Origin of the sequence: Euzebyella saccharophila (assembly GCF_014855495.1) — a bacterium.
GTDB classification, from domain to species: Bacteria; Bacteroidota; Bacteroidia; order Flavobacteriales; family Flavobacteriaceae; genus Euzebyella; species Euzebyella saccharophila.
Genome location: NZ_JACYFJ010000009.1, coordinates 13,207 through 29,716, shown reverse-complemented (window position 1 = coordinate 29,716; position 16,510 = coordinate 13,207). Strand labels below are relative to the sequence as shown.

18 protein-coding genes are annotated in these 16,510 nt (G+C 37.5%); 5 read left to right on the top strand and 13 right to left on the bottom strand.

Annotation, left to right across the window (positions count from 1 at the left end):
* Positions 1-7: 7 nt before the first annotated feature.
* Positions 8-280: a hypothetical protein gene (locus IL355_RS18490; RefSeq protein ID WP_192463579.1), complete on the bottom strand. Its 273-nt coding sequence runs from the start codon at positions 278-280 to the stop codon at positions 8-10.
* A 280-nt stretch (positions 281-560) separates the two neighbouring features.
* Positions 561-1,139: a hypothetical protein gene (locus IL355_RS18485; protein ID WP_192463578.1), complete on the bottom strand. Its 579-nt coding sequence runs from the start codon at positions 1,137-1,139 to the stop codon at positions 561-563.
* A gap of 205 nt (positions 1,140-1,344) precedes the next feature.
* On the opposite strand from IL355_RS18485, the gene IL355_RS18480 reads away from it, so the two are divergent.
* Complete coding sequence (locus tag IL355_RS18480) at positions 1,345-2,919, top strand: hypothetical protein (RefSeq protein WP_192463577.1); 1,575 nt, start codon at positions 1,345-1,347, stop codon at positions 2,917-2,919.
* Between the two features lie 51 nt (positions 2,920-2,970).
* Here the strand turns inward: IL355_RS18480 and IL355_RS18475 are convergent, their stop codons facing one another.
* The 4 genes from IL355_RS18475 to IL355_RS18460 form a co-directional block, all read right to left on the bottom strand.
* Entirely contained in the window at positions 2,971-4,002 is a 1,032-nt protein-coding gene (locus tag IL355_RS18475) for a helix-turn-helix domain-containing protein (protein ID WP_192463576.1), read from the bottom strand.
* Positions 4,003-4,362: 360 nt separating this feature from the next.
* Positions 4,363-6,927 (bottom strand): ATP-binding protein, encoded by a 2,565-nt coding sequence (locus IL355_RS18470; RefSeq protein ID WP_192463575.1) that lies wholly within the window; start codon positions 6,925-6,927, stop codon positions 4,363-4,365.
* Positions 6,928-6,978: 51 nt separating this feature from the next.
* Entirely contained in the window at positions 6,979-7,425 is a 447-nt protein-coding gene (locus tag IL355_RS18465; protein ID WP_192463574.1) for a response regulator, read from the bottom strand.
* A 15-nt stretch (positions 7,426-7,440) separates the two neighbouring features.
* Positions 7,441-7,992: a helix-turn-helix domain-containing protein gene (locus tag IL355_RS18460; protein ID WP_192463573.1), complete on the bottom strand. Its 552-nt coding sequence runs from the start codon at positions 7,990-7,992 to the stop codon at positions 7,441-7,443.
* Between the two features lie 254 nt (positions 7,993-8,246).
* On the opposite strand from IL355_RS18460, the gene IL355_RS18455 reads away from it, so the two are divergent.
* Positions 8,247-8,486 carry a DUF7218 family protein gene (locus IL355_RS18455; RefSeq protein ID WP_192463572.1) on the top strand — a complete coding sequence of 80 codons (240 nt, stop codon included), beginning with the start codon at positions 8,247-8,249 and terminating at the stop codon, positions 8,484-8,486.
* Between the two features lie 78 nt (positions 8,487-8,564).
* Here IL355_RS18455 and IL355_RS18450 read toward each other — a convergent pair whose 3' ends face one another.
* From IL355_RS18450 to IL355_RS18435, 4 genes are all read right to left on the bottom strand, one after another.
* Positions 8,565-8,885: a hypothetical protein gene (locus IL355_RS18450; protein WP_192463571.1), complete on the bottom strand. Its 321-nt coding sequence runs from the start codon at positions 8,883-8,885 to the stop codon at positions 8,565-8,567.
* Between the two features lie 87 nt (positions 8,886-8,972).
* Positions 8,973-9,164 carry a hypothetical protein gene (locus IL355_RS18445; RefSeq protein ID WP_192463570.1) on the bottom strand — a complete coding sequence of 64 codons (192 nt, stop codon included), beginning with the start codon at positions 9,162-9,164 and terminating at the stop codon, positions 8,973-8,975.
* A 57-nt stretch (positions 9,165-9,221) separates the two neighbouring features.
* Positions 9,222-9,383: a DUF1328 domain-containing protein gene (locus IL355_RS18440; protein ID WP_187457066.1), complete on the bottom strand. Its 162-nt coding sequence runs from the start codon at positions 9,381-9,383 to the stop codon at positions 9,222-9,224.
* Between the two features lie 271 nt (positions 9,384-9,654).
* Entirely contained in the window at positions 9,655-10,104 is a 450-nt protein-coding gene (locus tag IL355_RS18435) for a ferritin-like domain-containing protein (protein WP_192463569.1), read from the bottom strand.
* A 223-nt stretch (positions 10,105-10,327) separates the two neighbouring features.
* Here IL355_RS18435 and IL355_RS18430 point away from each other — a divergent pair, with 223 nt between their 5' ends.
* On the top strand, positions 10,328-10,540 hold the full coding sequence (locus IL355_RS18430; RefSeq protein WP_192463568.1) for a hypervirulence associated TUDOR domain-containing protein: 213 nt from the start codon (positions 10,328-10,330) through the stop codon (positions 10,538-10,540).
* Here IL355_RS18430 and IL355_RS18425 read toward each other — a convergent pair whose 3' ends face one another.
* Both IL355_RS18425 and IL355_RS18420 read right to left on the bottom strand, forming a co-directional pair.
* On the bottom strand, positions 10,541-11,632 hold the full coding sequence (locus tag IL355_RS18425) for a DNA topoisomerase IB (RefSeq protein ID WP_192463567.1): 1,092 nt from the start codon (positions 11,630-11,632) through the stop codon (positions 10,541-10,543). It abuts the gene before it with no gap.
* Positions 11,633-11,650: 18 nt separating this feature from the next.
* Positions 11,651-12,085, bottom strand: coding sequence for a hemerythrin domain-containing protein (locus IL355_RS18420; protein WP_192463566.1), 435 nt, complete (start codon positions 12,083-12,085; stop codon positions 11,651-11,653).
* Between the two features lie 302 nt (positions 12,086-12,387).
* Here IL355_RS18420 and IL355_RS18415 point away from each other — a divergent pair, with 302 nt between their 5' ends.
* Both IL355_RS18415 and IL355_RS18410 read left to right on the top strand, forming a co-directional pair.
* Positions 12,388-12,594, top strand: a complete 207-nt coding sequence (locus IL355_RS18415) for a hypothetical protein (protein ID WP_187457071.1) — start codon at positions 12,388-12,390, stop codon at positions 12,592-12,594.
* Positions 12,595-12,631: 37 nt separating this feature from the next.
* Positions 12,632-13,318: a head GIN domain-containing protein gene (locus IL355_RS18410; RefSeq protein WP_192463565.1), complete on the top strand. Its 687-nt coding sequence runs from the start codon at positions 12,632-12,634 to the stop codon at positions 13,316-13,318.
* Between the two features lie 61 nt (positions 13,319-13,379).
* On the opposite strand, the gene IL355_RS18405 is transcribed toward IL355_RS18410, so the two are convergent.
* Positions 13,380-16,505 carry an efflux RND transporter permease subunit gene (locus tag IL355_RS18405; protein WP_192463564.1) on the bottom strand — a complete coding sequence of 1,042 codons (3,126 nt, stop codon included), beginning with the start codon at positions 16,503-16,505 and terminating at the stop codon, positions 13,380-13,382.
* Positions 16,506-16,510 lie beyond the last annotated feature (5 nt).

The following is a 16,510-nucleotide window of genomic DNA, read 5'->3' as shown; positions in this document are numbered from 1 at the left end:
CCTTTAACTAATATTTGGTACTGGATAGTCTTATCGCCAAAGAAATATTAAGACAGGCACTGGCGAAGGTCTTTGCAAAAAGGTCCTTATCTACCAAGGTCATAGAACGTTTCAATTCATCTAGGTTTCTCTCAAATGTCTGTAGTGTCTTTTCAGAATTAAAATCAATATCCGGAAGGTTATTGGTTAAAATCTGATAGGCTTCAACGGCATTTTGTCTACTGTAATAATCTTTTTGGCACTCTTTTAATTTGGCCAATATTTGGTCTTTTAATCTCATAAAACTAGACATCATTTGAAAATGGGGTTAGTATGTCTAATATATTTTACTGCTTGGCAGGAATCAAATATATTTATTTTTCTTTAGTAAACGTAAGAAAATACTTCGTTATTTGAAATGAATTGAACTTTTTTTAACCTTATGCTATTTCAAACTATAACGTTTTCGTAATGTAGTATATTGTTCCTAAATTTTGATATCCATCTTTAGGTTTACATAAATAAAAGAAGTTAAATAGTAAGATATTATTAAAAGGAAGAGATGAATTTAGGCGGGAATTTTAATCATCACTCTCTACCTCTTCTTTTTCCTCCACCAACATCATAATTTCTTTAGGGGATAGGTAGTATTTTCTAATACGGTTTTTATATTTTTCTTCAATTTCAGCATTGTCCAATATAAAGCTTTTTGTTTCCAGAATATATTCTGCCATGCCATGACTAACAGCATACGTATCCGCGGCTCTTTCGGCTTCCTTCAGGTAAGCTCCCGATAAGGTATACTTGATTCCAAACCATATAAGATTTAAACTGCTTCTGTTCTTATAATCCATAATGTGCCCAAGCTCATGACCTAACCAGCCAACCATTATATTTTTAGGTATGTCTTTGGTAAGGTAAACACTATCCGAAATTTTGACGCGTTCACTTATCAATACCACATATTTTCTTTTCTTTCTTCCTCTGAACAAACTCCAAAAAGCGGGCTGTGCCCTCATGGTCGATTTTTTAATGTTCTTTTTGAACTTAAAAGTGACCGGAGTTTCTGTTAGTTCAGGGTAGTGCGATAAGGCTATTATAGCCTCTTCTTTAATGGACTCAGGAGCTTTGTGTTGGGCACTAAGTGAAATCAGGGTCATATTTATTAAAAGGCTTATGAAGCGCATATGTTGAGCTTGCAAGTGTTAGTTGTTGGTGACATTTCAATTTTATCAATATAAAAAATCTGGATGACTTATAAATTATTTGAGTTTTAAGGTCAATTAAATATTGGAAAAAGTTCTGAATTCCGTTTTTAAAAGAAGTAATTGATAAGTGGAAAATATATTCCATTTAAATAAGAACATGTCTAGCTCTCAAACTAAGAAAATAACGATATACGCACTTACCGGATTGGTCTCTTTAACTCTTTTGGCTTTAGGTTACGTTCATGTAAAAGCAGAAGAATGGGTAGCTGATTTTCTTCAACGTAAAATTCCGGCCCATATTAATTTGGAATATGATGGTATACAAACCAATATTATAAACGGAAGTATTACCGTTACTGATGTTCAAATGGAGATTATGGATAGAGACTCCTTAAATCTACACACCAAAATTGAATTGAATTCTATATCCCTGGTTGATTTAGAGTACGGCCCATTCTTTTTTAAGGACAAAATTGTGATTTCGCAACTAGACGTGGAAGAACCTGAGGTCAATTATTATATTTCAAAAGATTATTCTCAACCAAATGAGGAACGACAAGGGGTGGTAAGTCTTTTAAAAACCATTGAAGTTGAAAAATTGAAAGTGGCAGAAGGTGCTATTTCTATACATAAAAAAGATAGTGTCACATTTAGGGCAGCCAAAGTTAATTTTATGGCTAACCATATTCAAACAAGCCCGGAACAAATTAAAAAAAGAATACCGGTAATCTATGGCCCCTATGATTTGGATTTAAAGGAAGTTTTTGTGGATTTAGGTGAGTATGAAAAATTAACGGTGAAGGAATTAAAGTTTCACGATGGAAATGTTAGGGTAGGGGATTTAACATTGGCTTCAAAATATGATAGGCAAAAATTGTCTGATTTTATTCCTGTAGAAAGGGATTATGTAAGTCTAAAGATTCCTGAAATCACATTAGATTCTATTGAAGTCTCTTTTATAGGAGATTCATTATCCGTAGCTACAGGTAATGGAAAAATTATAAAACCCAAAGCGGAAATATATAGGGATAAGTTGGTAAAGGATGATGTAAGCCAAAAGAAACTATATAGTCAAATGCTTAGGGAATTGCCCATATATCTGCATGTGCCAAAAGTAGAAATTGAAAAGGGAAATCTCACCTACTCAGAGAAGATTAAGGAAGGGGTACCTCCTGGTACGGTAAGTTTTAATAACTTAAATGCTACCATTGCCCAAGTAAACAATAAAGTAGAGAATGATGGGAAAACTAGCATTAACGCAAAGGCCTTGCTAATGGATCATGCACCCATTGAGCTCAATTGGGAGTTTGATGTCAATAAAAACAATGATACTTTTTTGGCTTCGGGAATAGTCAAAAATTTTAAATCCAATACACTGAACAGTTTTTTGGAAAGCAGTTTGAGAGCTAAGGCTAAGGGAACTATTGACAGGCTTTATTTCACTATAAGCGGAGATGCCCATTCTTCCACGGGCGATATTAAAATGAAATATGATGATTTTGAATTTGCAGTGCTCAAAAAGGATAGATTGGGAGTAAACAAGTTTCTAACATTTCTGGGAAACCTTTTTGTTAATGACGGTTCCAATAGTGATGCACAAGGATTTAGATATGGGTCTATTGAAGCCCAGCGAGACCCCACCAAATCCTTTTTCAATTATCTCTGGATAAATGTACAGGATGGTATGGTCAATACCATGTTGGGAAGGGGTAAAAAGGAAGATGAGGAATAAAAAAAGCTCCGTTGTGCGGAGCTTTTTTCTTTCTCATAGCAGTGAGATTCCTTAAGCTGTAGCAGCCAAGGATTTTTTATTGTCTTGGTACATTTTTGGACTACAGTTGTACCTTCTTTTAAATATTTTGGAGAAATAACTCCTACTGGACAGACCAACTGTATAAACTATTTCACTAATATTCATGTCTGTCGTAGAAATAAGGCGTTCTGCAGTGTTCAATCTTTCATTTCTAATAAAATCCGAAACGGTTTTACCGTGTAATAATTTAAATCCTTCTTGAAGTTTACTAGCGGAAAGACCACAATCTATACATAGGGATTTAATCGAATACTGAATTTCCGGATGTTCCTCAATTTTTCTGGAAACTTCCTTAATGCATTTAAGTTCGTACTGGGTTAAGGAACCGGTAGGATTCTGTTCGTTTTCCAAATCAGACCTTAAGTGTTGTATTTCCATCGCTAAGGTGAGGTTCAAGATACCTTCAATAAGTAATTTCTTGACCAGACCTTCTTGCTTAATTTTTTCTAATTGAGCCAGCTGCTCACCGATCCTTAGGTTATAAGTTCCAAAGTATCTTACAGGAGTGTCTTGTTCCTTACCATGGGAGAATAATTCCATCATGGTATTTTTAAGGCTTGACGGAAGATTGCTATCCAAATCAGTACTTGTATCTACCGCTCTAATGATGCATAACTTTACTCTTTGGTTACTAGGGAAAATGAGTTCATTTATATGATTGGTACCACCCATAATGGCTGTTTGAAACTCATCTAATAATAATTTGTCCCTATAATCTTGAAATCTTTGGTATAAATGACCTTTTAGACAATACATGAAGTACAATGGCATTGAGGGGGTAGGATCATTACTGATCTTAAACTCTTCTGTGAAGCAAACATCATATTGTAAATAGGATAATCCACCTTCAAGGGTAATTCCCTTTATAGTTCCGGTTCCGTAGTCGTTGTCAAACTCTAAAATTCTCTCACTACCTAATTCTGATACAGAACCACCTAAGGCTAGGTTGATAGCATTTAATGTTTTTTCTAATGATAATGTGTGAAGTGATAATGTTCTCATGGCTGCGTTGTTGTTTTTAATATTAATAGGACATTAGTCTGTGGCTGTACATCTCTCACAGGTAGCCTGTGAATCCCAGCATAAAGTTGTTGATAACGATTTCGTTTTGAGTGTGTTGCTCTCTCTTATTTGGCTTCGACCCTAAACCGAAAAACCTTACTAAAGACATGCCCCTTATGATTTGTCACAAATATGACCCAATCAAAAAGGTTATGTGTTACAGAATTTTGGGATACCGTTATATAATTTTGTAAAACCCTCGACGAACCGCTAATTTGTAGGTATAAGATTACGACAGGTGTTTACAATAAGAGAAGGTGTGGGGGCTAATAAAAAGGAAGAGGATGCAATCAAGATTTATTAAAAGGGAAGGTATACTTCAAATGTGGTACCTTTTCCAGGTTCACTTTTAGCTTGGATATGTCCTCGGTGATTTTCTATAATTTTTTTGCAAATTGCTAACCCCAGGCCCGTACCGGAAAAAGCATGCTTTTCATGGAGTCTTTCAAAAAGTTCAAATATTTTCTTACTCAGCTCTTGTTCAAAACCAATGCCATTATCTTTAATGGTTATTAGAAGATATTTTCCTTTGGGTAAATTAGTATCGGCATCTATTTTTTTAGCATCCAGAATTTCATGTGAAATATCTATTATGGGTGCCTGATCATGTTTTTTATACTTTAAGGCATTGCTAATAAGATTACTAAAAAGCTGCTCTAATTGAAAGCCGGTACCGTTGACCAAGGGTAAATTTGGAACATTTATAGTTGCTTCCGTTTCCTTAATCCTTTCAGAAAAATCATCCAAGACCTTTTCAAAAACTCCATTTAGATTTACTTTAATAGGTGTGCTAACTTCCGTATCTGTAATCCTGGAGTAAGACAATAGATTTCTAATGAGTAATTGCATGCGGTTGGCAGAATCCTCAATTTTATCAAGATAACGTTGTCCTCGATCTGAAAGGTTCTCTCGGTCAAAATCCGATAACCTACTAATGAACATCTGAATTTTTCTTAACGGTTCTTGGAGGTCATGGCTGGCAACACGGTTAAAGGATTCCAATTCTGCGTTGGTTCTCTTTAGCGCCCTGTTCTTTAATTTCAGGTTCTGTTCATTTTCTGTTTTAGCGGTAATATCACTAATAACGCCTACCATAAAGGATTGACCGTCCTTTTCTATAAAATGGGCCATAGAGGACATGTACTTGGTTTTGCCGTCCTTGGTCCTTATTTTGTATTTGCTTCGCGTTCTTGACTTTTCTTTTAGGGCCTTGATATTTTTAGCCTTTAAGCGCTTGGCTTCCTTGGGGCTCAAAAATGACAAAAAGCGTTCAAAAGAAGGTTCAAACTCCCCTGGTTTAAATCCGAACAATCGAAATGCATTATCGGAATACTCCATGGTGCCATTATCTAAATTGAGATTATAGCTACCTATTCCCGCTATTCTTTCGGCATCATTTAATATGGTGTTCTGTACCTCTAATGCGTCCTTAGAACGCTTAAGTTCTTCCTCGGCTACTTTTCTCTGGGTGATATCCTGGGAAAGAATGGTGACACCGTCATCAAGGACTGCTATTTCATTACAGAAAAGAAATTCCCCTTTGGGCAGCTTGTATTCTCTTTCTACCTCTTCCGGTTCTCCGGTTTCAATTACCTTTTTATAAATTTCAAAGTCCCCATTCTTAAAAAGGAAGGGATACTCCTCTGAGATGCGCTTTCCTTCAATTTCGTTGGAAGGCCTGCCCATAAGGTCTATAATTTTTTCATTGGTGTAAAGAATCTTAAAGTCTACAATTTCACCGGCCTCATTTCTAATAGCTTTAAAGTAACTTACAATGTATTGAAAGGAAGAAAGAAGGTTCTGTAAAAATCCCGAAGTCTGCATAAGTGCACGGTTACGTTCTTCCAGCTGTTCGTTCAATGTCAACAGCTTATTCTCGGCCTCCCTTTCTAGCGTGGTGTTCCTTACGGTAGTGCTTACACCATTTTCCAAAGGGGAAGCAATGGTGTGAAACCATACTTTTTTGCCATTTATAGTATACTCTGCCTCCTTTTCAAGTGCTTTATTTTGTTTTATGGCTTCAGCCAAAAAGGAGACATGCTCGTGTTGTTCTAAAAAGGGGAAAACTTCAGAAAGCTTTCTGCCTATGGCATCATCGGGTACAAACTCTATATCTTTTCTTCCTTGGGCATTGGAATAGCCTATGGTAAAGTCTATTATATTATTGGAGCTATCCCTAATAGGTTGAAAGAAGTTTACAATGTTATCGGTATTGTCCAAAATGTTGCGCAAAAAGGCACCGGTGGTGTCCATCTGCTTGCGGTCCATGTTTATTTTGGTGAAGGAGAACATGAGAATTCCTAAGGCAAATAAGGCAAAGTATAAAATATGGGTAGGGGTCAATGTTACATTGGACTCATACTCTTTTCTCCGTTCTTTAAGCAACCTTCTTTCCTCATCGATCATAGCTTCCTGAATGGCCGTTAGACTATCCAATTGGTTTTCTATAAGAAGTACCTTGTTACGGAGTGCTCTGGATTGTAAGATAAGCCGTGCGTTCTCTGTATTTAAGGTGCCAAGTTCTTTGAAAAGTTTTTCGCTAAATGTGGGGACTTTTTGAAGTCTCCTGATCTGGTCTTTATTGTCGCTTAATAGAAGCCGAAGTTTTTTAAGACCGGTGTCTGCCAGTCCTTCATATTCACCAATTGAGGGGATTAGGGTAGTATCATTTGTTATTAGAAATTGTACCCCATCTGCTTGCGAACTGGAATAGTTGGCAAACAGCATGTTTATTTCATTAATGGTGTTCTGGGTATGGGTAACCAGTTCAGTAGACTTGCGTAGTGCGGTATTTTGTTGAAATGATGTATAGGAAATATAGAAAATGACAATGACGGCTAAGAGCAACAAAAGTAAGTAGGGCATAATGCCCGTTTTGGATTTACCAACGTTGCCTAAATCCGCCATTTTTCAACCTTATATTCTAAAAAGGAAATTTCCCTTGTCCAGTTCGTTTTCTTCGTATTGCCAATTCCTTTTCACCACTTGTGCAATGGTCTTTTTTAGTTCTTCAAACTTGTTGGGTTTGTTAATGTAGATATTGGCGCCGTTCACAAAGGTTTCTTCAATGTCCCTTTCTGATGATGAAGTAGAATATATGGCGACTACCAAATTTTCCAATTTTGGATTGCTCCTTATTTTCTTTAGACATTCAAAACCATCCATCACGGGCATGTTCAAATCTAGAAAAATTAACTGGGGAAATTCTTCACAGTCCCCGGTCAAAAAATCCAATAATTCCTGTCCGTTATGGAATTCTTGTAAATCTGTTTTTAATTCTATTTCCTGTAACGCATCGGCGAAAAACATTCTATCGTCTTCATCGTCGTCTACAAGCACAACCTTCATGGGTTTAGTACTCATTTGGGTAATCTTTAATTAAGTGTTCTCGGTTTTTCTTCTTTCTAGTATGCGTAAAAAAGTTGTAGGCGTTAAACCTGTCACTTTTTTAAATTGCCCCGATAAATGGGCCACACTACTATAATCTAATTGATGGGCAATTTCTGTCAAGCTCATATCGCCTTGTAAAATTAGCTTTTTGGCGTACTCTATTTTACGCAATATAATGAAATTCTCGATTGAGGTATACGTTTCTTCAGAAAACAGGTTAGACAGATAAGAATAGGTGTATCCCAAGCGTTCTGTTAAGTATGCGGATACCGTTTTTTTACGCATATTCTGGGAATAAATAAGCTCATCTATCGCCTTTTTTATATCACCTACAATATTACTTTTTCCTGCTTCCGTGAGCTGTATCCCATAGCCTGCGATTACATTGTCCAGGTCTTCTTTCAATTTTTTGGAAATACTATCTGTAAGGACTAGTAATCCGTTATCGGTAAAAGAATGGGATATCCCTAATTTGTTAAGCTCTTTAGCAATAACTTTTTGGCTCAACTCCTTTGGGTTGTAATTCAATCGAAATTTCATTGTTCAAGCTTCGGTCAATGACCCAAGGGGTCAAAGATAGTTATAATACCAATGTTAAATTTAACGTTTTTGATCAATAGTTTATCCCCATTCCATAGGCTTTCTATTCAAATTTGTTATGGAAGAAGAAATAAATTCTACATCCTCTTGACAATCTAGATGAATATTAAATTAATTAATAGCTTTTAAAGGTAATTTTGGTAGTGAAAAGGTGCTAAGTCCTATGTGATTCTATTTAATTTTAAAGAAAAAACATGGACAGACCTAGTATTAAGAATGAAGACCAATATGAGGCCTTGAGGGAAAAAGGTTATAGTCAAGAAAAGGCTGAACGTATTGCAAATACAGATGACTCTGGAAAAAAGGGCGGAAAGGCAAAAACCTATGAGGAACGAACTAAACAGCAACTTTACGAGCAAGCTAAAAAAGTGGACATAGAAGGCAGGTCACAAATGAACAAAAGTGAACTGATAAAGGCGCTAAGAAATAATTAAGATTTGGATGAAAAATGGGAATGAAAAAATGCGACCGAGAAAGGGGTCGCATTTTTATTTAATATAGGAAAATAAAATTTACTCATTCTCCACGAAATTCTCTTTTGGTATTTCTTTAAAAAATTCCGCAGTATCCGTATCCGCATTGGGACCATATGCCATAAGAAAGATTCCTTTTTCATTATCCGAAGTTTCTATGACATATAGAATGGACATATCAGAAGGGTTGCTCATACCCTCGTATCTATGTTCTTCTATCACCGTAATTTCATTGGGGCCATACTCCTTTTTTGTTTCCGTGTCCACCAATTTACCGTTAGCATATCTAAAATTTTTAGAATATCCTTTAGCTTCATATTTTCTTATGAGATCTTTCTCATGTTTTGCGTATTCTTCCATAATTTTATTTTAGTTATCAAACAAAAACGGGCCTTCCCACTGAGAAGACCCGTCATATAAAATTCACTCTTTAGAAAAAGAGGCTTTTTAATTGTCGTCTACGGCGTCTTCTACTTCATCCTCTACATCCTCTGCACCTTCTTCAATATCATCTCCAACTTCATCCATAGTGTCCTCAATTTTTTCACCGGTGGATTTTTCTTCTCTACAACTATTAAATGCGCTTAAGGAAAAAACTAGTGCGCAAAGAGTCATAAAGTAATATGCTGATTTTCTCATTTTCACAAAATTTAAGATTAATTATAATTTACTTGTTTATTGGAAAGTCTTTGTGGTCTAAATACTTTTCCTGCCCATAAAAAGGGAAATAACGAATAGTACTAAAAAGATAAAGAATAAGATTTTAGCGATACTTGCTGCACCTGCTGCAATTCCACCAAATCCAAATACTGCGGCTACTATAGCCAATATAACGAATATAACTGTCCAACGTAACATAATTTATTGTTTTAGGGTTAATATGTTTTACAATTACCACACAAGGATTATCCTTATTGGTATGATGTAAAATTCCGAAAATCAATTAGTTCCAATTAACCTAATCCATTTCAAAATTGATTCATCTAAAGTTTTAAAATTTAACTTTTTCCACAGGCTAATCTAATTGTGGACGTAGCTTCCGGATTGCTACCATTATCTTGAAAAGCAGGATTGCTAACATAAAAAAAGACGCCCTAAAGGCGCCTTTTCATACTATCTATTTAGCTGTTTATGCTAAATCTTCAAGTTTTACAATGTTCTTCAATCCTCCAACAATTTTATTCTTTTGTTGGGTGAGTAAGGTTTCCGTACTTGGAGGTAGATTGGTTTCATCCAAAACTTCTTCATATTGTTCAATGGCCGCTTTTTCGCCTTTAATAGCCTCTTCTAACATTGCTTCTTCACTATCCGCTGAAAACCATTCTTTAACATCCATCCATGAGCGGTGGGCCTTACTGGCAAAGCTATCTCCTTTGTCCACATCTTGATTGAATTGCTTTATTTCCGATTTTAAGGCGTGACCGAAATCATAGCGTTCCTGAGCCTTCTTTTTAAAATAGCTCTTGAGATTGGAATTCGCTACATTTTCCGCCGCTTTTAAATAACCTTTCTCAGCGTCATATGTACGTTCCAAAATATTATTTAATTGACTTCCGACTTTTTCTGTATATGTACTCATAATTTATCTTTTTATTAATGGCAGATTTTTTTAAAGGATGCCTACCACTTGTCATCCATAAACATCCCAAAGCTAATTATTTCAGTAACAGTACTTTTGTTCAAAAACTAAAAGAATTGATGGGAAAGCCTTCCGGGGCAAAAGAGTTCGTATTCAATGCTATAGGGGACTTATTTACACTGGTATTTAGTGAAATTCACTTAAATAATTAAAATGAAAAATCATGATACAAAAAGGAACGAATGTTAAGTGGGAATGGGGTAATGGCAGCGCTAAAGGAAAAGTGAAAGAGACCTATACCAAAGAAGTTACTAAAAAAATAAAGGGTAATGAAGTAACTAGAAAAGGAGAAGAGGGCAATAAAGCTTTATATATTGAACAGGAAGATGGCGACCATGTTCTTAAAAGCGAAAGCGAAGTAGAACGTGTAGATTGATCAAGAAATACATTCCTCAAGGGGATTGAATTTTTCAATTCTTTTGAGGATTGCTTTTTCAGAAGAGGTAAAATGCCGGCCATTCCTATAATTATTTGCCTTCTTAAATGTTTGGTCCAAACTACCTTCCTCATATTCTTTTACCAGTAAGGGGTGTACATAATATTTTCTGCATACATTTCTAGTGTTTCCTAAGGCTTTAGCAGCGGCATCGAAACCGGCTAGCACATTTTTATGTATTTGTTTCTTCTCTTCTGCGGGTGGCAGCTCTAAAAGAGTGTCAAAAAATACCACGGTAGCCGCCCAGGTCCTAAAATCTTTGGCTGTAAAGGAATAACCGCTGATTTCTTTAATATACTCATTGACCATTTCACTGTCTATCACCTGCTTCTCCCCATTTTTGTCATAGAACTTAAAAAGTTCCCAACCGGGTATTTCCTCGCATCTGTTTACTAGTTTTATCAACTTTTTGTTCCGTAGGGTTATTTTATGCTCTTTACCCTTTTTACCCGTAAAATGAAATCGTAATTTATCTTTATAGGCATCCACATGTTTTTTTCTTAGAGTAGTGAGTCCGTACGATTTATTCCTTCGGGCGTATTGCTCATTACCTATACGAATATGGGTCTCTTCCATTAATTTGACCACCAGGGCAAGCACTTTTCTTCGCGGCCATCCCTTTAGTTCCATGTCTTTTTCTACTTGTTTTCTTATTTTGGGGAGTACTTTACCAAAGAAGGACATTCGGTAGAACTTGGTTTGATTTCTAACCTTGGTCCAAAGACTATGATACCTGTATTGTTTTCGTTTTTTTTCATCCTTACCTATGGCCTGCAAATGGCCATTTTCTAGATGGGTGATTCTAACTTCTTCCCAAGCCGGAGGAATCACTAGACTATTTATTCGTTCTAATTGCTGTTCTTCGGTAAGGGGACCTTTAGGGGATAGGTAGATAAAATTATCCTGATTTTTTTTACGTACTATGGAAAGATGTTCTTCCGTAACATAAACTAGGTTGATATGTTCAATAGCCGTTTCGGGGGAATCTATCAACTGCTTAATTAGCTTGGTATCCAGAGTTTTTACGGCCATTTTCGTCTTAAGAAGAAATTATCGGTTGTCTTCCATATGTTTGTTGTAATCCTTTGCTAGTGTGGTCTTGTTTCCATCAGAAAAAACCTTCCCTGCAATTTGAAAGAATTGATGTTCTTCGTCTTCTAAATGATGCTCTACCTTTTCTTGAAGGTCTTTCGCAATTTTTAACCAAGCAGATGAGGAATAATCCGTTTCTTCCAATTGCTCTATCAGTTCATCAATTTCATGATGTTCGGCTATGCCATGTCTCGCCAAATCCTGGGTTCTATCCACATCAATAAGCGGTTTGTAGAAATAGCGCTCCTCGGCATCTGCATGAATTTCTAATTCGGTTTTAAGCTTCTTGAAAATTTCGTCCCTCGCTGAGGTATCTCCGGAAGTATCTACCAGTTGCTCCAGTAATTTTCTTTGAATATCATGGTCTTGTCTTAAGGCTTCGAATATGTTCATGGCGTTAAATTTTTTAAATACTACTTGATACTGAAAATGGCTTCGACAATTGAAGTACGCCGAAACCATTCTCTAACAACCAACCAAACTATTTTAAATACGAGTAATCGTATATGTGTTTTGTATCAACACTTCAAAAGTAGGCTGGTAGACCTACATGTTTTTGCTCAATCAAGTTATTGATTGACTGTAAAGTAAATTAAAGTGTAGCGTTGTATTTGTGGCTTCAACATAAATTCAAAAACGCCACTAATTATTTTAATTGCAACAATGCACCTGTAGTGAAACGTATATTTTGCGGCATGGAAACGTATAAAGAACAGACAGCGATGAAACAAGGAACGGAAAAAACCGACTTTATAAAAGAGGAAGAAGAAAAGCACGACCAATATATATTCCAAAAGAATACAAAGACCAAAACCGGCACCTATATCATAGCGGCCTTTTTGGTTCTCCTAGTAATAGGAATAATTGTTTCTGCATTAATTTTTGGCTCTCCTCAAGCTTAAACTGTTGGTTAATTAAGAACATTTAAACAGAAATAATATGAACACTAAAAATATTGTAACAGCCTTTTTAATTCTTGTGCTTTCAGGTACTTTGGCCTTTGGTCAAAAAACCACTATCGATTTGGACAACTTTATGGAGTTAAAGGTCTTTGACAGGATTAATGTAACTTTAGTAAAATCTACTGAGAATAAAGCCATAATTACAGGCGATGATGCAGATGATGTAAAAATATCCAATGACGATGGACTTCTTAAAATAAGGATGGAAGTAAAGGATTTTCTAGATGGAAATGAAACCAATGTAGAATTACATTATAAAGAAGAATTGGCTTTAATTGATGCCAATGAAGGAGCCAAGGTAATTTCTCAAAGTGAATTGGCAAACAGGTATATTTCTATTAGGTCGCAAGAAGGAGGGCAAGTAAAGGCTTCTATAAACACGCGCAACTTGGATGTCAAAGCCATTACCGGTGGAAAAATTTGGCTTAGCGGTGCAGCACCTAATCAAGAGGCCAGCATACGGTCTGGAGGTGAATACCATGCCAAGGATTTGGCGTCGAATCAAACAGAGGTTACCGTTTTTGCGGGAGGAAAAGCCTTCGTTAATTCTAAAGAGTATGTTGAGGCAAACGTAACTGCTGGCGGTAGTATTGAAATTTTTGGCAACCCGGAGCAAATAGAACAAGATAAGACTTTTGGTGGGTCAATTGTCGTGAATAATTAATTTGGTACCACTATAGAGGAAAACCGGCTATAGGCCGGTTTTTTTATGCCCGTATGCTGCGCTAGCTCATTACATCTACTTGCTGAACGGTTTCACCTTTTTTTGCCATCAGCCTTACATCTTCTAAACTCAAATAAAGACATGGCACAATTACTAGAATAATGGCAGTTGCGAAAACTATACCAAAACCTAATGAAATTGCCATGGGAATAAGATGGAACGCTTGACTTGATGTTTCTAAAATGATGGGTGCTAAACCACCAAAAGTGGTCATAGTGGTCAGCATAATGGGCCTAAACCTTCTAAGACCGGCTTCATGAATGGATTTATAAATGGCAAACCCTTCTTTTCTTCGCTTGTTGGCATAATCGATCATAATCAGAGAGTCATTCACAACTACCCCAGAAAGAGCTATAACCCCCATTAGACTTACCAAAGATAAATCGTATCCCAAAAGAATATGTCCAATAACAGCACCTACAATCCCAAAAGGAATAGCGGTCATTACAATCAGTGGTTGAATATAGCTGCTAAAGGCAATGGCCAAGAGCGCATAAATGAGAAGCATGGCAATAGTAAATCCTGCCTTTAAGGTGTTGGTACTTTCTCGCATGTCTGCTTGGCTTCCCTCAAAAGTCCACGTGAGCCCTGGAAAATCTGCTCGTAGCTGTGGTAAGGTTTCCTCCTGCACAGATGAGATGACCCTACCCACGGTATTGGCCGGTTCCACATCCATGCCCACGTTTACCACTCTTCTCCCGTCCCTTCTGTTGATACTGGTAAAAGCTTCCCGTTGCTCAATTTCCACAACGTCTAAAAGTGGTACCTCAATTCCATCTGGCGTTCTGATCAAGAAATTTTCCAAATTGTTAATGTCTTTTCTTTCCTCCTGGGGCAGTTTTACACGTACTTCAATTTCGTTCATACCGCGCAGTTGTCTCATGGCCAATGCCCCAAAAAAGGCATCCCGGACCTGTCTTCCTACTTCGTCCGAGGTTAGTCCTAAATTTCGCCCTTGAGGCAAAAGTTTAAAATCATATTGCAGCTTACCCTTGTTGTAATTATCCGTTACATCACGGGTATTACTAAAACTTTTCATTCGTTCCACAAAAGCGGCACTTGCCTTTTCCAATACCTCGATATCTGAATGGCTTAAATCTACGCTTATAGCCTGCCTGGCTCCTCCCGGGCCTCTTTCTGCCTCAAAGGTTATTTGGTCTACACCTTCAATATCTCCAATATTGTCCCTCCAGAGGGCAATGACTTCCCTAGCGGTAATATTCCGTTGGTCTGGCGGAAGCATAACAATTTCAACATCAATAAAATTTTGACCTCGAACATTGGTTTTCATTCCTTCGGCCACTTCATATAAGTTGTGCTCTTCAAACATGCGTTGCGTTGCTTGCGAAATATCATGCGCAACTTTGGCGGCTTGATCAGGTGTTGTACCAACAGGAAGCCGTACTCCGGCCTCAATTTCGTCTGCGGCAACTTCTGGCATCATGATCAGGCCCATATGCCCGCTATAACCAAAACCGCCAACCACTAATAAAAGTGCCACGGCCGCACTAAGGGTTATATAGCGGTATTGAAGACAAAGGTCCAAAAAAGGGCGGTATTTATTTTCAACGAAACGATCAAAGGTACTGGCGAAAGAACGCTGCCAACCCTCCAATTTCTTGACCCATGTATTCTTGTTTTCTTTCTTTTTTAAATGTGCCAAGTGAGAGGGAAGAATAAAAAGGGCCTCCAACAGGCTTACCCCTAAAATCACTATTACCACGGCCGGTAACGGTTGCCAGAACTTTCCGGTTTCCCCAGGCATAAATAGGAGGGGAACAAAAGCAATGATGGTAGTGACAATACTGAAAACCACAGGGGAGGCCACATCTTTGGTACCTTCAATGGCGGCTTTCATAGGACTTAGACCCTTTTGACGGTATTCGTAAACATTTTCACCTACCACAATAGCATCGTCTACAACAATACCCAAAACCACCAAAAACCCGAACATGGAAATCATATTCACGCTTATGCCTATGAGAGGTAGCAAAATCATTCCGCCAATAAAGGAAACCGTCATACCCATCATAACCCAAAATGCCAGTCTATATTCCAAAAAGAGGGTAAGGATTATTAAAACGATAATTATTGCCAACACCCCATTTTCGGTCAATAAAGAGAGTCTTTCCCTATAATCTGCTGCGCGATTGCTGTCGGTCCTATATTTAACGCCGGGTGGGAGTTGAAAATCTGCTAGAATTTCTTCTACGGCATCCGCTATTTCAAGCGGGGACTGGTCGCCAATTCTAAATATTCTAAGTTCCACATAATTCTCTTGATTGAATTGGCCGTGGAAACCTACTTCTTCAAAACCATCGGTTATAGTGGCAATATCCTTGAGAGCCACTTTTGCGCCTGTATCCGAGGAAACAATAGTGATGTTGCCATACTCCTTGGCCCATTGTTTACGTTCTTGCATCCTTAGTAAAATCTCACCGCTACGTGTCTGTACGGCCCCGGCAGGTACATCGTTGCTGCTTTGTCTAATGATATCGGCCACTTGCCCTAGGGTAAGATTGTATTTTTGGAGATTGCGACGTGGAATTTCAATATGGGTCTCGTAATCAGGTACGTTCCCCAATTCAACTTGTGTAATCTGTGGATTGTTCAAAAGAATGGTACGGAGTCTTTCTGCCAATTGCCTTAGTGTCCATATATCGGCTTTGCCAAAAAGACCAATTTGCAAAACATCTCGTTGTCTGGATTGTAAACGAACTTCCGGTCGCTCTATATCATCAGGGAAGGTACGTATGCGGTTAATGGCCTGGTCAATATCCTGAAATGCTTTCATACGTTCCGTACCAGCAACCAGTTCTATACTTATTTCTGCGGAACCCTCACTGGCTTCGGAAACCACTTCCTTAATTCCTTGAACGCCCCTAACGGCCTCTTCTACCGGTTGAAGCACCCCTTGTTCCACTTCTGCAGGGCTGGCACCGGGATAAACCACGGAAACTTCCACAAAATCCAATTGAAATTCCGGAAAAACCTCCTTTTGAATCGTGTACATAGTAAACAGGCCACCTCCCAAAAGAATAATCATGAGTAAATTGGTGGCAATGGAATTTTTTGCCATATAGGCAATGGCACCCTCTTTTCTGGTCTTCTTTTCTTCCTTTTCCATTTTTA